Annotated in this window: 15 protein-coding genes; 9 read left to right on the forward strand and 6 right to left on the reverse strand. The window is 67.8% G+C overall.

The genetic code is table 11. The features are described 5' to 3' along the window. Positions 1–4 precede the first annotated feature (4 nt). The 4 genes from EPO55_RS18495 to EPO55_RS18510 are packed head-to-tail and all read right to left on the reverse strand — an operon-like array spanning position 5 to position 3263. Positions 5–1573, reverse strand: a complete 1569-nt coding sequence (locus tag EPO55_RS18495) for a DUF1800 domain-containing protein (protein ID WP_296338574.1) — start codon at positions 1571–1573, stop codon at positions 5–7. A 10-nt stretch (positions 1574–1583) separates the two neighbouring features. Then, the gene (locus EPO55_RS18500) at positions 1584–2150 is read right to left on the reverse strand and encodes a periplasmic heavy metal sensor (protein ID WP_296338575.1); all 567 of its coding nucleotides are present in this window, start codon (positions 2148–2150) and stop codon (positions 1584–1586) included. A 1-nt stretch (position 2151) separates the two neighbouring features. After that, entirely contained in the window at positions 2152–2667 is a 516-nt protein-coding gene (locus tag EPO55_RS18505; protein ID WP_296338576.1) for a hypothetical protein, read from the reverse strand. 50 nt (positions 2668–2717) lie between these two features. After that, positions 2718–3263, reverse strand: a complete 546-nt coding sequence (locus tag EPO55_RS18510) for a sigma-70 family RNA polymerase sigma factor (RefSeq protein ID WP_296338577.1) — start codon at positions 3261–3263, stop codon at positions 2718–2720. 127 nt (positions 3264–3390) lie between these two features. Between EPO55_RS18510 and EPO55_RS18515 the strand changes: the two genes are divergently transcribed. Together EPO55_RS18515 and EPO55_RS18520 are read left to right on the forward strand one after the other, a co-directional pair. Further along, the gene (locus EPO55_RS18515) at positions 3391–4947 is read left to right on the forward strand and encodes a gamma-glutamyltransferase (protein WP_296338578.1); all 1557 of its coding nucleotides are present in this window, start codon (positions 3391–3393) and stop codon (positions 4945–4947) included. After that, positions 4923–6083, forward strand: coding sequence for an ABC transporter substrate-binding protein (locus tag EPO55_RS18520; protein ID WP_296338579.1), 1161 nt, complete (start codon positions 4923–4925; stop codon positions 6081–6083). The genes EPO55_RS18515 and EPO55_RS18520 overlap by 25 nt, the downstream gene beginning before the upstream one ends. A 276-nt stretch (positions 6084–6359) precedes the next feature. Here the strand turns inward: EPO55_RS18520 and EPO55_RS18525 are convergent, their stop codons facing one another. Further along, a complete protein-coding gene (locus EPO55_RS18525; RefSeq protein WP_296338581.1) occupies positions 6360–6743 on the reverse strand; it encodes a cupin domain-containing protein in 384 nt (127 codons plus the stop codon). 102 nt (positions 6744–6845) lie between these two features. On the opposite strand from EPO55_RS18525, the gene EPO55_RS18530 reads away from it, so the two are divergent. The 6 genes from EPO55_RS18530 (at position 6846) to EPO55_RS18555 (ending at position 13442) form a co-directional block, all read left to right on the forward strand. Then, entirely contained in the window at positions 6846–7727 is an 882-nt protein-coding gene (locus EPO55_RS18530; RefSeq protein ID WP_296338582.1) for a dienelactone hydrolase family protein, read from the forward strand. Between the two features lies 1 nt (position 7728). Beyond that, positions 7729–8346, forward strand: coding sequence for an SRPBCC family protein (locus tag EPO55_RS18535; RefSeq protein WP_296338583.1), 618 nt, complete (start codon positions 7729–7731; stop codon positions 8344–8346). A gap of 11 nt (positions 8347–8357) precedes the next feature. Then, the gene (locus EPO55_RS18540) at positions 8358–10022 is read left to right on the forward strand and encodes a thiamine pyrophosphate-binding protein (protein WP_296338584.1); all 1665 of its coding nucleotides are present in this window, start codon (positions 8358–8360) and stop codon (positions 10020–10022) included. A 21-nt stretch (positions 10023–10043) separates the two neighbouring features. Then, positions 10044–10928 carry a TauD/TfdA family dioxygenase gene (locus tag EPO55_RS18545; RefSeq protein WP_296338585.1) on the forward strand — a complete coding sequence of 295 codons (885 nt, stop codon included), beginning with the start codon at positions 10044–10046 and terminating at the stop codon, positions 10926–10928. A gap of 217 nt (positions 10929–11145) precedes the next feature. Beyond that, positions 11146–12930, forward strand: a complete 1785-nt coding sequence (locus tag EPO55_RS18550; RefSeq protein WP_296338586.1) for a S8 family serine peptidase — start codon at positions 11146–11148, stop codon at positions 12928–12930. A 149-nt stretch (positions 12931–13079) separates the two neighbouring features. Then, the gene (locus EPO55_RS18555) at positions 13080–13442 is read left to right on the forward strand and encodes a hypothetical protein (protein WP_296338587.1); all 363 of its coding nucleotides are present in this window, start codon (positions 13080–13082) and stop codon (positions 13440–13442) included. Positions 13443–13514: 72 nt separating this feature from the next. On the opposite strand, the gene EPO55_RS18560 is transcribed toward EPO55_RS18555, so the two are convergent. Next, positions 13515–14786 carry an amidohydrolase family protein gene (locus EPO55_RS18560; RefSeq protein WP_296338589.1) on the reverse strand — a complete coding sequence of 424 codons (1272 nt, stop codon included), beginning with the start codon at positions 14784–14786 and terminating at the stop codon, positions 13515–13517. 227 nt (positions 14787–15013) lie between these two features. On the opposite strand from EPO55_RS18560, the gene EPO55_RS18565 reads away from it, so the two are divergent. Further along, positions 15014–16213 carry an ABC transporter substrate-binding protein gene (locus EPO55_RS18565; protein ID WP_363719368.1) on the forward strand — a complete coding sequence of 400 codons (1200 nt, stop codon included), beginning with the start codon at positions 15014–15016 and terminating at the stop codon, positions 16211–16213. Positions 16214–16224 lie beyond the last annotated feature (11 nt).

Below are 16224 nucleotides of genomic sequence, written 5' to 3' on the forward strand. Positions count from 1 at the left end.
CCCCTCACTTCAACTGGTAGGCGGGATCGAGCATCGCCGCCGCCACGACCGCGCCCGGCGAGGCCGAGGCATCGATCGGGTCGATCGGCGCGCGCGGCAACAGCGTGCGGAGCAGCGTGGCCGAATCGGCACCGCTCAGGCTGGCACCGAGACGCGCCTCGCCGCCGGCGCTGCGCAGGCTGCGACCCTCGACCGGGCGCGGCCCCATCATCTGCCCCGACTCCATCATCTGCATCGTGCTGTCGTCGCCCGGCACCTGCTGGCGGCGGTCGGCGCGGCGGTTCGGGCCCGGCTTCATCGCCATGCCGCCGTCCATCGAGGCCACCGTGGTGGCTTCGACGATGCGGCGCAGGAACTGCTGGCGCAGCATCAGCGTGTAGGTCGTGATCCAGCTTTCGCCACCCGGCCAGCCCTTGACGTTGGGCGGATCGAACGGCACCTGGCCCAGCCCCTGCATCATGCGCACGAGCTGGGTCTTCTCCGGCACCGGCAGGCCCAGCACATGCACGGTGCCGATGATCAATTCGACCGGCGACTTGATCAGGCTGCCGCGGTTGGCGGGATCACGGAACGCTTGCGACATCAGCAGCGCCCGCAGCAGCGGCTTGATCTGGTAGCCACTTGCGCGGAACGACGCCGCCAGCTTGCCCACCTCGGCCGGGTCGGGCCTGAGCGACACGAACTCGCGCCACATCTTCTCGACGATGGTCTCGGCGGTGCGCGGGTGCTTGAGCAGAATGGCGATGATCTCGTCGCCGCCGAAGCGGCCGGTCTGGCCGAGGAAGGTCTTCTCGCTGTCGTCGTGCTGGGCCGGGCGGTCCATGAACTGACCGGTCTCGCGATTGACCGTCCAGCCCGTGAAGGCCCGCGCCGCTGCCTTGACGTCGGCTTCGCTGTAACGGCCCTCACCCAAGGTGAACAGCTCGAGAAGCTCGCGGGCGAAGTTCTCGTTGGGCTGTCGCACCACGTTCCGCATGCCGTCGAGATAGATCAGCATCGCGGGATCGCGCGCCACCTCTTTCAGGAGCGTCGCGAAGTTGCCCATCGCCTCGCGCCGGAACAGCGCGTTCTGGCGGAACAACCCCGGTGCATAGCGCACCTTCAGCATCGAAGAGGTGAAATGGCCGTGCCAGAACATCACCATCCGCTCGACCAGCGGCTGGTCGGTCGCCAGCATCTCCTCGACCCACCAGTTGCGCAGCTCGCGGCCCTGCTCCTGCACCGGCCGCGCGATCTGCAGCGGCTTGCCGTCGACGCCGGGCTTGCGCTGGGCCTCGGCCGCCTGCTGCCGGCGGCGGACCTCGGCCGGGCTCTGGTCCAGCCACGCCGGTGCCGGCGTGGCGGCCTGCGGTCTGGAATTGCCGAGGAGACGGTCGACGGCGGTGGCGTAGTCCTGCGCTTCGAGGGCGCGGATCTCGGCCGGCGTCGCGCCGAAGCCCGTGCGCGACAGCAGCAGCCGCGCGTCGTCGAAGCCCATCGCCTGGGCTGCCTGCGCCGGCAGCGCCGGCCACAAGCCAGCAGACAGTGCCGCTGCACCAGTGATGAAACCACGCCGGTCGAGACGAAGGGTCATGGCGCCACTCCTATTGCGGGGGCCTGCCGGGGCCGCCGGGCGCCCTAGGGCCGCCAGGAGGACCGCCCGGCGGGCCCGGCGGGCCCGGCGGGCGCGGCGGCGGCGGCGGCGCGCCGGCGAAGCGCTCGGCAATCAGCACGCGCAGGCGTTCGCGCTGGTCCGGGCGCAACGCCGGTTCGAGCTGGATCGCGGCGCGCAGGTTTTCCTTCTGCAGGTCGGCGCGCAGCCGCGCGAGCTGATCGACCAGCCCGTCGACCTTCACAAGGTCGATCTGCGGCCGCTTCAGTTCGGCGGCAGACTGCTCGCGCACCTTCTGGATCTCCCGCAGCCGTTCGCGACGCTTCGCGGCATAGCCGTCCAGCAGGCCGCGCAGCGCCTCGCGCTGGCCGCTGTCGACGCCGAGATCGTGGAGCACGGCCTCGATCGGGCTGGGCCGGGCACCCGGCGGCGGCGGTGGCGGCAGGCGGGCCTCGAATGTCGGCGGCGCGATCCAGCTCCGGTAGACGAACCCGGCGAGGACGAAGCAGTTGAGCAGCACCGACAGGCCGAGCAGGAGCTGCATCACGCGCGGTGACACGTCAGATCCCGTCCGAGAAATCGGTCAATTCGTTCGACGTCTCCGAGGAGGTCGCCTGGGTGACGCCCGAGCCGTACCGCTGCTGGGCAAACGATTCGCCGAGCCCGCCGCCCATGATGAAGCCGGCGCCGGCGATCACGATCGCCATGGCCGCCATCGCCGCCCGTTGCAGGGCATAACGTGTTCCGGACGAGAACAGGCGGCCGAAGAATCCACCGCCTTGCCCGACCTGCCTCTCCGCCGCGAAGCCGACCAGCGCCCTTGCCCGCACCGCCAGCCGTTCCGGCGCCGCCGGCAAGGGCTTGCCCAGGACATCCGCCAGATCGAGGGCGGCGCGGCGCAACGCGGGGTCGGCCGCGACGGCAGCGTCGATCCGCGCGGCGGCGGCCTCGGGAAGCCGGCCGTCCAGCCAGGCGGCGAAATCGAGGTCGGATATGGCCTTGGGCGCGGCCTCTCGATCCAGGGCGAGGCTCTGCCACAGCTCCTTGTCGGTCCGGGGGGTATGCTCCGTGCTCATGGTCTGCTCCTGCTCCAGAATACGTCGGAAAAGCCCGATCCATCCCCTCTTCAGGGCGGTTCTTCGCCAAAGTGCGCTCGCAGCCGCAGCAGGGCCTTGTGGTGGGTGCTGCGGACGGTCTGGGCGTCGATCTTGAGCAAAAGGGCCACTTCGGCCACGTCGCGCTCCTCGTCGTAGAGGCACTTCAGGATCAGGACCTGGCGATCGGTCAGAAGCCCCTGGGGAATCTTGAGCTTTTCGACGTGCTTGTCCTCGACCCCCAGGGCCGCTTCCGGGACGTCGTCGAGCGGTTGGGTCGCCTGGCGGCGGCGCCGGGAATGATCCACAGCGCACGAGCGGGCAACCACGGCCAGCCAGGTACTGAGCTTGGCGCGGGCCGGGTCGAAGGTCTTGAGCAGTCGGAAGTCCTGGGCGCAGAGGCGGACGAACACGTCCTGGGCCGCGTCCATGACGTCGTCCTCGCCCAGCCGGAAGGCCGATAGCGTCCGCCGCACGACGGCGTTTATGAGGGGTGCCGCCGCGGTGACGAAGCTGTCCCACGCACGCTTGTTGCCCGTGGTGAGCGTCTGCAGGTCGGTCTGGTTCAGTTCCGTCACGCCTGCGATCTTCCCTGGGCTCGTCCTTGGGGGCTCGTCCTTGGGGGCCCGTCCGCCCTGCAGTCTAACGGGGTTTGTGGCCAATTCAGGCCCCGCTACAGTCGCTCCCTCAAAGTGGGGAGCGTTGATGAGCGAGTCGCTGACACGGCAGGTCAAGATCACCAAACAGGCGGTGCGCGGCAAGGGCGTCGTCGTGGCCCAGAATTGCAGGGCCGCCGAGGTCGGCGCCGCCATCCTGCGCCAGGGCGGCAATGCCATCGATGCCGCGGTCGCCACCGGCATGGCGATCGGCGCGGTCGAGCCGTGGATGAGCGGCATCGGCGGCGTCGGATTCATGACCATCTGGAGCGCCAAGGAAGGCCGCGCCTGGACGATCGACTACGGCCCGGTCTCGGCCAGGAAGCTCGACCCCTCGGTCTACAAGATCGTCGGTCCCGGCCCCGCCAACCCCTTCGCCTGGCCGGACATCCTCGAACAGAGGAACGAGGTCGGCTACCACTCGATCGCCGTGCCCGGCATGGTCGCGGGCCTCGCCAAGGCACTGGAGCGCTTCGGTACGCTCAAGTGGAAGGACGTGCTGGCGCCCGGCGTCGAGCTCGCCCAGCGCGGCATGGAACTCGACTGGTACATGCAGGTGATGCTGGCGCAGGGCGCGCAGCACCTCACCAAGTTCCCGGCCTCGCGCGCCGCCTACCTCTGCGACGACGGCCGCGTGCCCTCGATCGACTGGGCGCACAACAAACGCTACCTCAAGCTCGGCAATCTCGGCGAGACGATGCGGCGGCTGGCCGAGGGCGGCCCGCGCGAATTCTACGAAGGCAGCCTGGCGCGCGACATCGCGGCCGACCTGCAGGCGGGCGGCTCGGCGATCTCCACCGACGATCTCGCCTCCTACGAGGCGCGCGTGGTCGATCCCCTGTCGTTCGAGCACAACGGCGTCACCGTGAACGTCGCAGGCGGCCTCACCGCGGGGCCCACCTTGCGCCGCGCCATCGAGCTGGCGGGCGACCGGACCAGGGGCAAGGGCGCGCCCGACGCCGCCTTCTTCACCGCCTTCGCCGAGGGCATGCACAAGGCCTACGACGAGCGGCTGAAGACGCTGGGCGACAAGCCCACCAACACCTGCACCACGCATTTCTGCGCCGCCGATTCGGAAGGCAACATGGTGGCGCTGACGCAGACCCTGATGTCGCTTTTCGGCTCCAACGTGATGCTGCCCAAGACCGGCATCACCATGAACAACGGCATGCTGTGGTTCGATCCCGAACCCAACAAGCCCAACTCCATCGCCCCGGGCAAGAAGCCGCTTTGCAACATCTGCCCCGTGGTCGTCGCCCGGGGCGGCAAGGCATGGTTCTGCATCGGCGCCTCGGGCGGGCGGCGCATCGTGCCGGCGGTGGCGCAGCTTGCGCTGATGCAGATCGACCGCGGCATGGATGTGGAGGCCGCCTTCCATCAGCCGCGCATCGACGTCTCGGGCGTGGGCCCGATCCGCGTCAACCGCGACCTGCCCGACGCGATCAAGAAGGCGATCGCGGCCAAGCTGCCGATGGTCGAGGTCGACAACCCGATCTCGCCGCTGGGCTTCGCCAATCCGAGCTGCATCGTGCGCGATCCGAAAACCGGGGAGCTCACCGGCATGAACGAGGTGATGTCGCCATGGGCCGGCGGCGCAGCGCAGTAGCCGCGGCCGTCGCCCTCCTCGTCGCGGCTCCCCTTGCCGTCTCCGGGGCTGCGGCGCAGGACCTGCGCCTGCCCGTGCTCGTGCCCCTCACCGGCTTCGTGGCGCTGGAAGGCACCAGCCAGCGTAACGGCGCGCTGCTGGCGGCGGGTCAGATCCGCGACGTCACCCTGAAGCCCGAGGTACTGGATACCGCCGCAACTCCGGAAGCCGCCGTCACCGCCTGGGAACGCGCCATGGGCGGCACCCTGCCCTCGGCTGCCGTTGGACCGATCCTGGGCACCCAGATGTTGGCGCTGCTGCCGCTCGCACAAGAACGCGGCGTGCCGCTGCTCACCATCTCCGGCACCGCGCGGCTGGGCGAGCTCGGCAACCCCTGGTTCTTCCGCTTCTTTCCGAGCGACGCCACGGTGAAGGTGGCGCATGCACGCTACGTCGTCGAAAAGCTCGGTGCCAAACGGCCGGCCGTCATCTACCAGAGCACCGCCTACGGCCAGTCCGGCCGCGAGCAGCTCGCCAGGACTTTTACCGATCTAAAAGCACCGCCAGTCCTCGAGGAGAGCATCGCCCCCACCGTCAACGATCTCTCGCCCGCCATCCTGCGCGCCAAGAACGCCAATGCCGACGTGATCGTGCTTCACCTGCATGCCGCCTCCACCGTCCTCGCCGTACGCCAGGCGCGGCAGCTCCTGCCCGACGTGCCGATCGTCGCGGGCTCGGCCATGCACCAGCCCGCGACCGCGGCGCTGCTCGAACCCGCCGAGCTGAAGGGTGTCTGCGCCGAGACCGCGGCCTCGCCGATCTCGGCCACCTCAGGCCCGATGAAGGCTTTTCTCGACGCCTACCGTGCCGCCTACAAGAGCGAGCCCGACGCCTTTGCCGCCGCCCAGTTCGACGCCGTCGGTATGCTGGGCAAGGTGATCGCCGATCTCCGCAAGGCCGGCCAGCCCGTCACACCGAAAGCCGTGCGTGACCGCCTCGCCAGCGAGAGCTACGTGGGCGTGGTCACGACCTACAAATCGGACGGCAAGGGCAACATGGCGCACGAGGCCGAGATCGTCTGCTACGACGGCACCAGCCGAGTGCCCAGGCTCGCCCAGCGCTACACCATGCAATTGCGCCAGGGTCAGCCGCGCTAGGTGCGATTTTTCAGACACGAGTTGTCCAGAAACTGTCCGGAAATTCGCAAAGCGCCTGCCGGCTCGAACCGGAAGATTCTTTTCGACTCAGGCCCGAATCGCGGACCTGCTAGAAAAATCGTCCCCCAGCCGGCCTTCCGGCCACAATGGAACACCGCGCGTGGGGCGGGCGAGTGGGTTGATCAGGGACGAAAATGCACTCCCGTCGGAATAATCTTTTTCCTGCTGAATTTGCGACTTTTTCTCCAACCCTTCGTGAGGAAGCCTGATTTTGGGTCAGCTCACCTTGGGCGGCGCGCCTTCGAAGTAGGTGCTCTTGCCCGGTGCGAAAGGCTCCAGCACTGGCCAGACGAAGAGGACGCGCGCCATGCCCGGGCCTTCCGTTCCCCAGGCGTGCGGTGTGCGCGGCGGAATGATGACGGCCTGACCGGGGGCCGCGAACACCCGGGTGTCACCCAGCTCGACCCAGATCCGCCCCTCCTCGACCAGCACGATCTCCTCGTATTCGTGAAAGTGCTTTGGGACGGCGACGCCGGGTTCCACCGTATTGGAGAGCACGCTGGTCGTGGTCGCGCCATGCTCGTGGCTGGTGATCCACTTGCCGGTGATTCCGGCCCGCATGGGGAACTCCGGCAGTGCCGCGTAGTCGACGACTGGCATCGCTCACCTCATTTTGATCCATTCTAGCCTCTCCTTTCCGTCAAGAGGAGCGCAACCTGATTCCTTGATCTAGACTGCAGCCCCTGGTGGAGGAGCAACGACTTGGATTCGGTGACCCAGCTCGAGATCGACCAGCGCGTGTTCGATCTCTACGACGAATATTGCCATGGACGGATCGACCGCCGCGCCTTCCTGCAGCAGGCCGCCGTGGTGGCGGCGGGTGGCCTCGCCATGGCCCAGGCCCTGATGCCGCGCTATGCCAACGCCCAGACGATCTCCTTCACCGACGAGCGCATCAAGGCCAGGTACGTCACCTACCCGTCGCCGGGCGGCACCTCGGGCACGATGCGCGGCTATCTCGTGCAACCCAAGGGAAACGGCCCGTTCCCGGTGGTCCTCGTGGTGCACGAGAATCGCGGACTCAACCCTTACATCGAGGACGTCGCGCGGCGCGCCGCGACCGAGGGCTTCCTGGCGCTGGCGCCGGACGGGCTGTTCCCGGTCGGCGGCTACCCCGGCAATGACGACGACGGCCGCGCGCTGCAGGCCAGGCTCGACCAGCCGAAGCTGCGCACCGACATGCTGAACAGCGCGAAGTATCTCAAGACGCATGCGCTCTCGACCGGCAAGCTTGGCGTCACGGGCTTCTGCTGGGGCGGCGGCACGACCAACTGGCTGGCCACCGCCATGGGCGCCGGCATGCAGGCGGGCGTGCCCTACTACGGCGCGGCAGCGGAGACCGCAGCGGTGCCCTCGATCAAATCACCGCTGATGGTGCAACTCGCGCAGAACGACGAGCGCATCAACGCGATGTACCCGGCCTACGAGGCGGCGCTGAAGAGTGCGGGCGTGCCGTACGAGGTGTTCATCCATCCCGGCACGCAGCACGGCTTCCACAACAACTCGACGCCGCGTTACAACGAGGCAGCGGCCAAGCTGTCGTGGGAGCGCACAATCGCCTTCTTCAAGAAAAACCTCGCCTGATATGGTGGCGCTGAGCGAGAAGACGGCAATCCCGCTGCCGGCCGACCAGGTCTGGTCCCTCCTGAGCGAGCCGGCGCTCGTGGCCTCCTGCATCCCCGGCGCCCAGATGGCGGCGGACCAGGGCGACGGACTCTACCGCGGCTCCATTCGCGTAAAATTCGGCCCCACCGTCGCGATGTTCCGCGGCGAGGCAAACCTTACCTTCGACCACGCGACACGGACGTGCACCATAGAAGGCCGCGGCATCGACGGGCGTGGCGCCTCGCGTGCGCTGGCGTCGGGCGTGGTCAAGGTGAGCGGCGGCGACGTGACGGAACTCGCCGTCGACGGCAGCTTCACTGTGAGTGGCCCGCTGGAAACCTTCGCCAATGCCGGCGGCGTCCATGTCGCGCGCGCGCTTCTGGCCGAGTTTTCCGCCAACATGGCCAAGATGGTGGCCGAGCGCGGCGCGCCCGTTTCGTCGCCGAACGATTCGGCCCCCCCAGTTTCGCCCATCAATGCCAGCGTGTTGCCTTCAGCGCCCGCGAACGCAATGCTTGCATCGCCACCGGCCGCCGCCGAGCTCAGCGCCTTCAATCTCCTGTGGCGGGCCTTCCTGTCCTGGCTGCGCGGCAAGTAAGGGATACTGCGATGAGCAAGCTGAAGGTTTCCGACATGCTGGCCCGCGCCTTCGCGGCCGAGGGCGTCGACCACCTGTTCACCCTCATGGGCGACGCCAACATGTACTGGTCGACGGCGATGGCCGAGCTGCCCGGCATGAAGGTGATCCACGCCCGCCACGAGCATTGCGCCGTCGCCATGGCCGACGGCTACGCCCGCGCCACCGGCAAGGTCGGCGTCGCCTCCACGACCTGCGGCCCGGGTTTTACCCAGATCATGACGGCGCTCACCATCGCGGCGCGCGGCAACGTGCCGATCGTGGTGTTCGCGGGCGATTCGCCGCTCGCCGCCTCGTGGTACATCCAGCAGCTCGACATGGCGCCGCTCGCGCTCGCCTGCGGCGCGCACTATGTCGGCGTAAAGCACATCGACCGCCTGCTCGACAATGTGCGCGAGGCCTTCCAGGTGGCGGCGCTCGAGCAGCGCCCGGTGGTGCTCGCCGTGCCCATGGACATGCAGAAGCAGGCGTGGCCGCACCTCACCGACTACACGCCTTCGTCGGAGCTGGTGCCGGTGGCGCAGCGGCCGCTGCCCGATCCCGCCATCGTCGATCGCGTGATCGACATGATCGCCGAGGCGGAGAAGCCGATCCTGATCGCCGGCCGCGGCGCGATCCTGTCCGGCGCTGCCGCGGCACTTGAGGCCCTGGCCGCGCAAGCCGGCGCGCTGACGGCAACGTCGCTGCTCGGCAAGGGCCTGTTCGACGGCAACCCCTACGCGCTCGACATCGCCGGTGCCTTCGCCAGCGACTTCGCCCGGGAACGCTTCGCGGAAGCCGACCTGGTGATTGGCGCCGGCGCAGCGCTCGGCCACTACACCACCGAGGGCGGCTACCTCTATCCTGCCGCCCGCACCATCCAGATCGACACCAACCCGCGCGGCCTGTGGCAGGGTCTGCGCACCGCCGATCTCCATGTCCGTGCCGACGCAAGAGCCGCCGCCGAGGCGATCGTGGCCCGCATGAAGCAGCGCGGCGTGTCGCGCACCGGCTTCCGGACCAACGAGATGGCCAAACTGGTCGCAGGCGATTCGCCTGACAGCAAGGAATTCCCAGTGCAGCCCAACACCGTCGACCCGCGCAAGACAGTGGTCGAGCTCGACCAGGTGGTGCCCAAGGACTGGGAGGTTGTCGTCGGCGCCGGCCACTATTTCAGCATGGTAATGACCCACATGAAGGGCCGCCCCGCCGAACGCTATCACGTGGTCAACGATTTCGGCGCCATTGGCTCGGCCCTGCCCGCCGCCATCGGCATCGCCGCCGCGCGCGGCGACGGCAAGGTGCTGCTGGTCGAGGGCGACGGCTCCCTGATGATGCACGTGCAGGAACTGGAGACGATCCGCCGCCAGGGCATCAAGATGCTGATGGCGGTGATGAACGACGGCGGCTACGGCGCCGAGGTGCACAAGTTCCGCGCCAACGGCATCACCGCCAAGGAAGCCGTGCATGGCCGCGGCGACCTCGCTGCTGCCGCGACGGGCTTCGGCCTGCGCGGCGCCTCGGTCACCCAGCCCGGCCGGTACGCGCCGCTGTTCGCCGAGCACCAGGGTGCCAATATCGGTACCCTCTGGGATGTGCATATCGACGATCTCATCCCGTCGCGCGCCTATCGCCGCGTTCACTACGGAGAAGCGTGAGGAAACCAAGGAGGCTGAGCAATGACAGTCACCATCCGCCAGGTCGGTCCCTGCTTCGCAGGCGAAATCGACGGCATCGACATGCGCCGGCCGCTCACGCGCGACGAGGTGGCCGCGATCCATGCCGGCATGGACAAGTACGCCGTGCTGGTGTTCCGCGACCAGAAGATCACCGACGCCCAGCAACTCGCCTTCACGCAGAGCCTGGGCGAGATCGAGCATGCCATCGGCACCAGCCTGCGCGCGGCCAACGAGACGCGGCTGCCCACGACCTTCGCCGATGTCTCCAACCTCGACAAGAACAACACGCCCTACCCCCGCGACGACCGCCGCCGGCTGTTCGCCATCGGCAACCGGCTGTGGCACTCTGACAGTTCGTTCAAGACGACTCCGGCGAAGTATTCGCTGCTGCACGCCGTCAGCATTCCCTCGAAAGGCGGCGACACGCAGTTCGCCGACATGCGGGCGGCCTATGATGCGCTCGACGACGACACCAAGGCCGAGGTCGAGGGAATGGTGTGCGAGCATTCGCAGATGTTCTCGCGCCAGCTCATCGGCTTCAGCGACTTCACCGACGAGGAACGCGAGCGCTTCAGGCCGGTGCGTCAATGCATGGTCCGCACCCATCCGGTGACCGGCCGAAAGTCGCTATACCTGTCGTCCCATGCCGGCGAAATCGTCGGCTGGCCGATGCCCGAGGCGCGCGGCTACCTGCGCGACCTGATCGAGCACGCCACCCAGCGCGAGTTCGTCTACACCCACAAGTGGCGGGTCGACGACCTGGTGATGTGGGACAACCGCCAGACCATGCACCGCGCCCGCCCCTTCCCGGCGCACGAGCCGCGCGACATGCGCCGAACGACGCTGATCGGCGACGGCCCGACAGCGGAACAGGTCGCGGCGTAGTTCCTCGCCTCGAGGCTCCAAGCAGCGCTGCACGTTGCTTGTTGAAATCATTCCGATTTGACGAGCTCCGGTGGGCAGCCGTTGCCGGCCGACTTGCCGGGGTCTAGCCTTTCTGTCGGGGAGGGTGCCTGGGGAGGCGCCTCTGGGGGATGTCCGCAATGCCAATGTTTCACAATGGCGGGGCGTTTGTCGCGCACGCTTTGGCCGCGCCGACACCATGACGTCGTGCCGACTCGCTGCAACCGTCGCCGTCGCCTTGACGGTCCTGCCGCTGGCCGGCGCCCAGGCGCAATGGGAGACCTCCCATCGTCAGCGCTTCATCGAGGAAGCGACGCGCAAGATGCCGCCGCTCGTCGTGCCGGCGCCCAGCGCCGCCGAGCGCGCGGCGGCCCGCGCCCCGGCGGCGCTGGGCATCGAGCTCAACGAGGCCCGGACCCTCATGGGACTCGGCCAGCCTGTCGTCGCGGCACGGCTGCCGGGTGGCAAGATCGCGATCGTCGACGCCGGCTTCCGCGGCATTCGCGAACGGCTGGAGGCAATCCCGCACGAGAAGGCCCTGACCAGCGTGATGCGCACCGGCGCGTCGCCCGGCGACATGCCGGTAGCCGATCCCACCTATGCCGGACCATGGGACTCCGATCACGGCTACTGGGTCTATCGGGTGGTCCGTTCCGTCGCGCCCGACGTGCAGATCCTTCTCTATACTGCTGGTGGGCTCGGCCGGATGGCGACAGCACTACTCCATGCCGGGACGCAGGGCGTCGTGCTGTCCAACATCAGCCTCTCCTACCCGAGGGAGTTTCAGATCCTCTCCCAGGAAGAGGACGAGGTTTCGAGGTACCTGCGCGTGTACCTGCCGCAGCAGGAAGCGTTTGCCTTCATCTCTGCCGGCAACAACCGACAAGACGTCCACTCCTTCGTCACGGCCGACCGCAACAACAATGGCTACGTCGACTTTCACAATGCCGCGGCTCCGGGGCGCGATGTCGACAGCCTGCGCCTCAAGCTGCGGGCGGGTCAGTTCCGCACCGTGCTGACCTGGGATGCCGGCGCCCAACCCGATGCCGACTACGAGCTGCAGATCGTCGGCGCGGGCGATCGGGTCTTCTATTCGGGACGCGTCGACCCCAAAGACAAGGCCAAGGGCCTCATCGTCCTGAACCATGCCTATAGCCAGCCGGTCGACGCCGCGATCCGGGTAAAGCGGCTCGCCGGACCGGCGGGTGGCGTTTTCATGCGGGTCAACGGCTATCCCCTGGGAGTCGCCGGCGACTTCAACGGCCTGCAGACGACCAACGCCTACCTGTTCCGCGAGAACCCCTTCGTCACCTTCGTCGGCTCGTTCGGCAAGGCGGCCGGCGGCCGCTTCGCGCCGTCGCCCTTCTCCAACGTCGGCACCGCGCCCGACGGGCGGCTGACGCCGCATGTCCTGGGGCCTGGCCAGCTCCTGATCGACGGCCGGCCGACCAACGGCACGTCGTTTTCATCGCCCTTCATCACCGCGATGTACGCCACGCAGGTCGGTTACAATTTCAAGAACCTGATCGCCCGGTCATCCAACTTCACGCGATTCGCGCCGGGCATCGCACCGCACGAACGCTCGCGCTGGGGAATTCCCGATCCGGCCTTGCTCGCCAAGCTGGACACCCTGGTCGGACCGACCAGGATCGAGGAGGTCTCGCATCTCATCGACGATGGCAACCTCGTCGTGAAGTTCGCCGTCACCCGCTGTTGCATGGAAAGCCTGAGCTGGGGCATCGCCGTCGACCTCGTGGATCCAGCCAACGGCAAGACGCTGGGCGGCGCCCTGGCCGTGGTACGCTCGGACAAGGCCGATTTCGTGCGCCATCCCCTCGAGGTGCGCATTCCCCTGAAGTCGCTCGAAGCCTTCAAGGGAACGAGGGCGAAGGTGCGGTTCGACATCAAGGCCCGGCGCTGGCCCAATCCGCCGCCGGGCACGCTCAAGATCCATCAGGCGCCGGCCTACGATGTCACGCTTTAATCCCATGTCGCCCCAATCCCATGTCGCCGCACGCCGGCGTCCCGTTCGGGGTGCTGGTCGCCCCGTCGTTGCCGCCCACGCTTTCGGCCGCAGGGTCCTCCCGCCAAAAGGTGGCCGGCGCGTGGCCGAGCCTCCGATGGAGGTCGAAGATGCCCAACTTCAGGAGTAAGTCACGCGCCGCCGTCGCACTTGCGGCCTGCGCCACGATTGCAACGGCCTTCGTCGCGGCGTCGACGATCGCCTCGGCTCAAACGTCGAGCTGCGTCAGGAAGCAGGTCTTGACGATCAACGCCAGGATTCTCGACGTCTGGAAAGGAAAGAACGCGACGCACTTTGCCGTCGATGTTCGTCCCTATGCCGGCTGCCGGATCGTCAACGTCGTCGTGACGGCGCCGCCTTCTTCCTGCACCAAGGGTGCCCAGATCAGCGCCACGGGCGAGATCGATGAGTCGGAAGGTCCGCAGGACGGCTTCGAGATGTGGAAGACGACGACAGTTGCCTGTCGTCGGTAACTTTGTATCGGTCACCCGGCAGGTCATGGCGCAGCCGAACGGTCGCAGACCGCCTCAGTGCAGCAGGCGCCCTCAATGCAGGCGTCTGACATGTGGTGCGCCCTCGCATGGCTGGTAGCGCACGCCACCCTTCATGATCAGGGCGAGCCGCTTCCTGTCCTGCAGCACGCGCACGTCCTTCAGCGGATCGCCGTCGACCAGCAGCAGGTCGGCGAGGAAGCCCGGCCTGACCTGGCCGAGCTCGTGGCCGCGTTTCATGATTTCGCCGCCAGTGCGGGTCGCGGCCTGCAGCGCTTCGCTCGGGCTGAAGCCCAGATGGGCCACGAAATGTTCGAGGTCGCGCGCATTGGTGCCCTGCGGGTTGGCGGCGAAACCGTAGTCGCCGCCGATCACGATGCGGATGCCGCGCTTGCGCATCTCGTTGTGCGTACGACAGGTCGCCTCGTAGAGCGGCCTCAGCCGCTCGAGGAAGCTCTGGCCCTGCCATGAATTGTCGCCGCGCAGGCTTTCGAGCCGCGCCAGCACGATTCCGATGGCAGGCCCGGTGAAGACGCGGTCCTTGGCGGCTTCCAGCATGTCGAGTGCCTCTTCGTCGGCAAAGTCGCAGTGATAGATGATGTCGACGCCGTTGCGCAGCGCGCGCTTCACCGAGTCGGAAGCGCGTGCGTGGGCGGCGACCCGGCGGCCGATGGCGTGGGCGGCCTCGACGCCGGCCGCGACCTCGGCGTCGGTCATGACCGTGGTTTCGGCCAGGGCCGATTCGGTGCCGTAGTCGCCCGAGATATTGAGCTTGATGGTGTCGCAACCCTCGCGCAGACAGAGCCGGGCCATGCGGCGAACCTCGTCGGGCCCATCGACGGCGACACCGAAACTGTCCTGGTGCAGGTGCAGGCGGCGGCCATCGCCCAGGCCGCCGGTGACGGTGAGCTCGGGGCTCGCCGTGAGCAGCCGCGGCCCGTCGGTGTGGCCGCGCTCGATGGCGTCGCGCACGGCGACGTCGAGGCGGATCTTGGCCGCCGCCGCCGAGCAGGCGCTGGTGAAGCCGGCGCCCAGCAGTTTTCGCGCCGCATCCATGGTGAGGAGCGCGTGGTCTTCCGGCGGCAGCTCGCCCAGCGCCGTACCACGCGGCGTGTCGACGAAGGAGAGATGGGCGTGGCCCTCGACCAGGCCGGGCATCAGGAATTTGCCGCCGGCATCGATCCGCTCAGCGCCCTCGGCGGCAGCCACGGCCTGGCCGGCGGGCGCCACCGCCTCGATGCGCTCGCCCTCGATCAAGACCTGGCCCGGAAACGGCGCCGCGCCGCTGCCGTCCCAGACCGTCGCATGCTCGATCAACAGCCGCATCCCGGCCTCCCCGTGGTTTCTTGCCGTCGACTATAGCGCAGGATTCCGATGCCCCCTCTGCCTCTTCCCGGCGCCGTCTATGGCGCTTTTGGGTGGCGAGGGTCGGCCAATCCCGCATTCCCCGGCATCCGGCGGGATGGTAGCGTTCGGAAAGTTCCCAGGGTTCATTCGGGAACGTCGGCGCGTAGTGCCGCAATAAACTCGATACGGAGGAAACGATGCGATGCATGAAAGCCGCTGCCGCGGCGTTGCTGTCCTGCTGCCTGCTCAGCGCCACGGCGCTGGCCCAGAACAAGGCGGTGAAGATCGGCGTCCTGGACGACATGTCCGGCCTCTACGCCGACAACACCGGCCCGGGCGACGTCGCTGCGGTCAAGTTCGCCATCGCCGATTTCGGCGGCTCGGTGCTCGGCAAGCCGATCGAGCTGGTGACCTCCGATTTCCAGAACAAGGTCGATGTCGGCGCTGGCATCGCCAAGCGCTGGTACGACGAAGAGAACGTCGACATGATCCTCGGCATTCCCAATTCGGCGCTGGCACTCGCGCTCGTGAGAGTGGCGGAGGAAAAGAACCGCATCGTCATGCCGACCGCGGCGGCGACCTCGGAGCTGACCGGCAAGTCCTGCAGCTCGCACAGCGTCCACTGGATCTACGACACCTACGGCCAGGGCAAGACCATCGTCAATGCGCTGAGCAAGATGGGCGGCGATACCTGGTTCTTCATCACCGTGGACTACGCCTTCGGCCTGGCGGTGGAAGCGGATGCCACCACCTTCATCAAGGCGGCCGGCGGCAAGGTGCTGGGCTCGGTGCGCCATCCGCTGAACACGGCGGACTTCTCCTCCTATGTCCTGCAGGCACAGGCCTCCAAGGCCAAGGGGCTGATGTTCGCCAATGGCGGCGGTGACATCGTCAACGGCATCAAGCAGGCGTCCGAGTTCGGCCTCATGAAGCAGGGCATGCGGATCAGCGCACCGCTGGCGCAGTTCCCCGACATCCACGGCATCGGGCTGAAGATCGCCCAGGGCACGCTGATCTCGAGCCCGTTCTACTACGACATGACTCCGGAGGCGCGCACCTTCACCGACCGCTTCACCAAGGAGCGGGGCCGTCCGCCCAGCTTCATCCAGGCCGGCACCTATGGCGCCGTGATGCACTACCTGAAGGCCGTGCAGGCCGCCGGCACCGACGAGGCCAAGGCAGTGATGGCGCAGATGAAGAAGCTGCCGATCAACGACTTCATGACCAAGGACGGCCGCGTTCGCGAGGACGGGCGCGTCATCCGCGACATGTACCTGATGCAGGCCAAGACCCCCGAAGAGTCGAAGGGCGGCTGGGACCTGGTGAAGATGGTCGCCACGGTGCCGGGCAAGGAGGCCTTCCGGCCGATGGAGGAAGGCGGCTGCCCGCTTGTGACTAAGAAGTAGAAGCAGCGGCG

This window comes from Reyranella sp., assembly GCF_004296935.1.
In the GTDB taxonomy this organism is placed as follows: Bacteria; Pseudomonadota; Alphaproteobacteria; order Reyranellales; family Reyranellaceae; genus Reyranella.

Coding starts and splice junctions, on each gene's coding strand:
- EPO55_RS18495 (WP_296338574.1), bottom strand. CDS start 1,573: ATGACCCTTCGTCTCGACCGGCGTGGTTTCATCACTGGTGCAGCGGCA.
- EPO55_RS18505 (WP_296338576.1), bottom strand. CDS start 2,667: ATGAGCACGGAGCATACCCCCCGGACCGACAAGGAGCTGTGGCAGAGC.
- EPO55_RS18515 (WP_296338578.1), top strand. CDS start 3,391: ATGAGCGAGTCGCTGACACGGCAGGTCAAGATCACCAAACAGGCGGTG.
- EPO55_RS18520 (WP_296338579.1), top strand. CDS start 4,923: ATGGGCCGGCGGCGCAGCGCAGTAGCCGCGGCCGTCGCCCTCCTCGTC.
- EPO55_RS18525 (WP_296338581.1), bottom strand. CDS start 6,743: ATGCCAGTCGTCGACTACGCGGCACTGCCGGAGTTCCCCATGCGGGCC.
- EPO55_RS18535 (WP_296338583.1), top strand. CDS start 7,729: ATGGTGGCGCTGAGCGAGAAGACGGCAATCCCGCTGCCGGCCGACCAG.
- EPO55_RS18540 (WP_296338584.1), top strand. CDS start 8,358: ATGAGCAAGCTGAAGGTTTCCGACATGCTGGCCCGCGCCTTCGCGGCC.
- EPO55_RS18545 (WP_296338585.1), top strand. CDS start 10,044: ATGACAGTCACCATCCGCCAGGTCGGTCCCTGCTTCGCAGGCGAAATC.
- EPO55_RS18550 (WP_296338586.1), top strand. CDS start 11,146: ATGACGTCGTGCCGACTCGCTGCAACCGTCGCCGTCGCCTTGACGGTC.
- EPO55_RS18555 (WP_296338587.1), top strand. CDS start 13,080: ATGCCCAACTTCAGGAGTAAGTCACGCGCCGCCGTCGCACTTGCGGCC.
- EPO55_RS18560 (WP_296338589.1), bottom strand. CDS start 14,786: ATGCGGCTGTTGATCGAGCATGCGACGGTCTGGGACGGCAGCGGCGCG.
- EPO55_RS18565 (WP_363719368.1), top strand. CDS start 15,014: ATGAAAGCCGCTGCCGCGGCGTTGCTGTCCTGCTGCCTGCTCAGCGCC.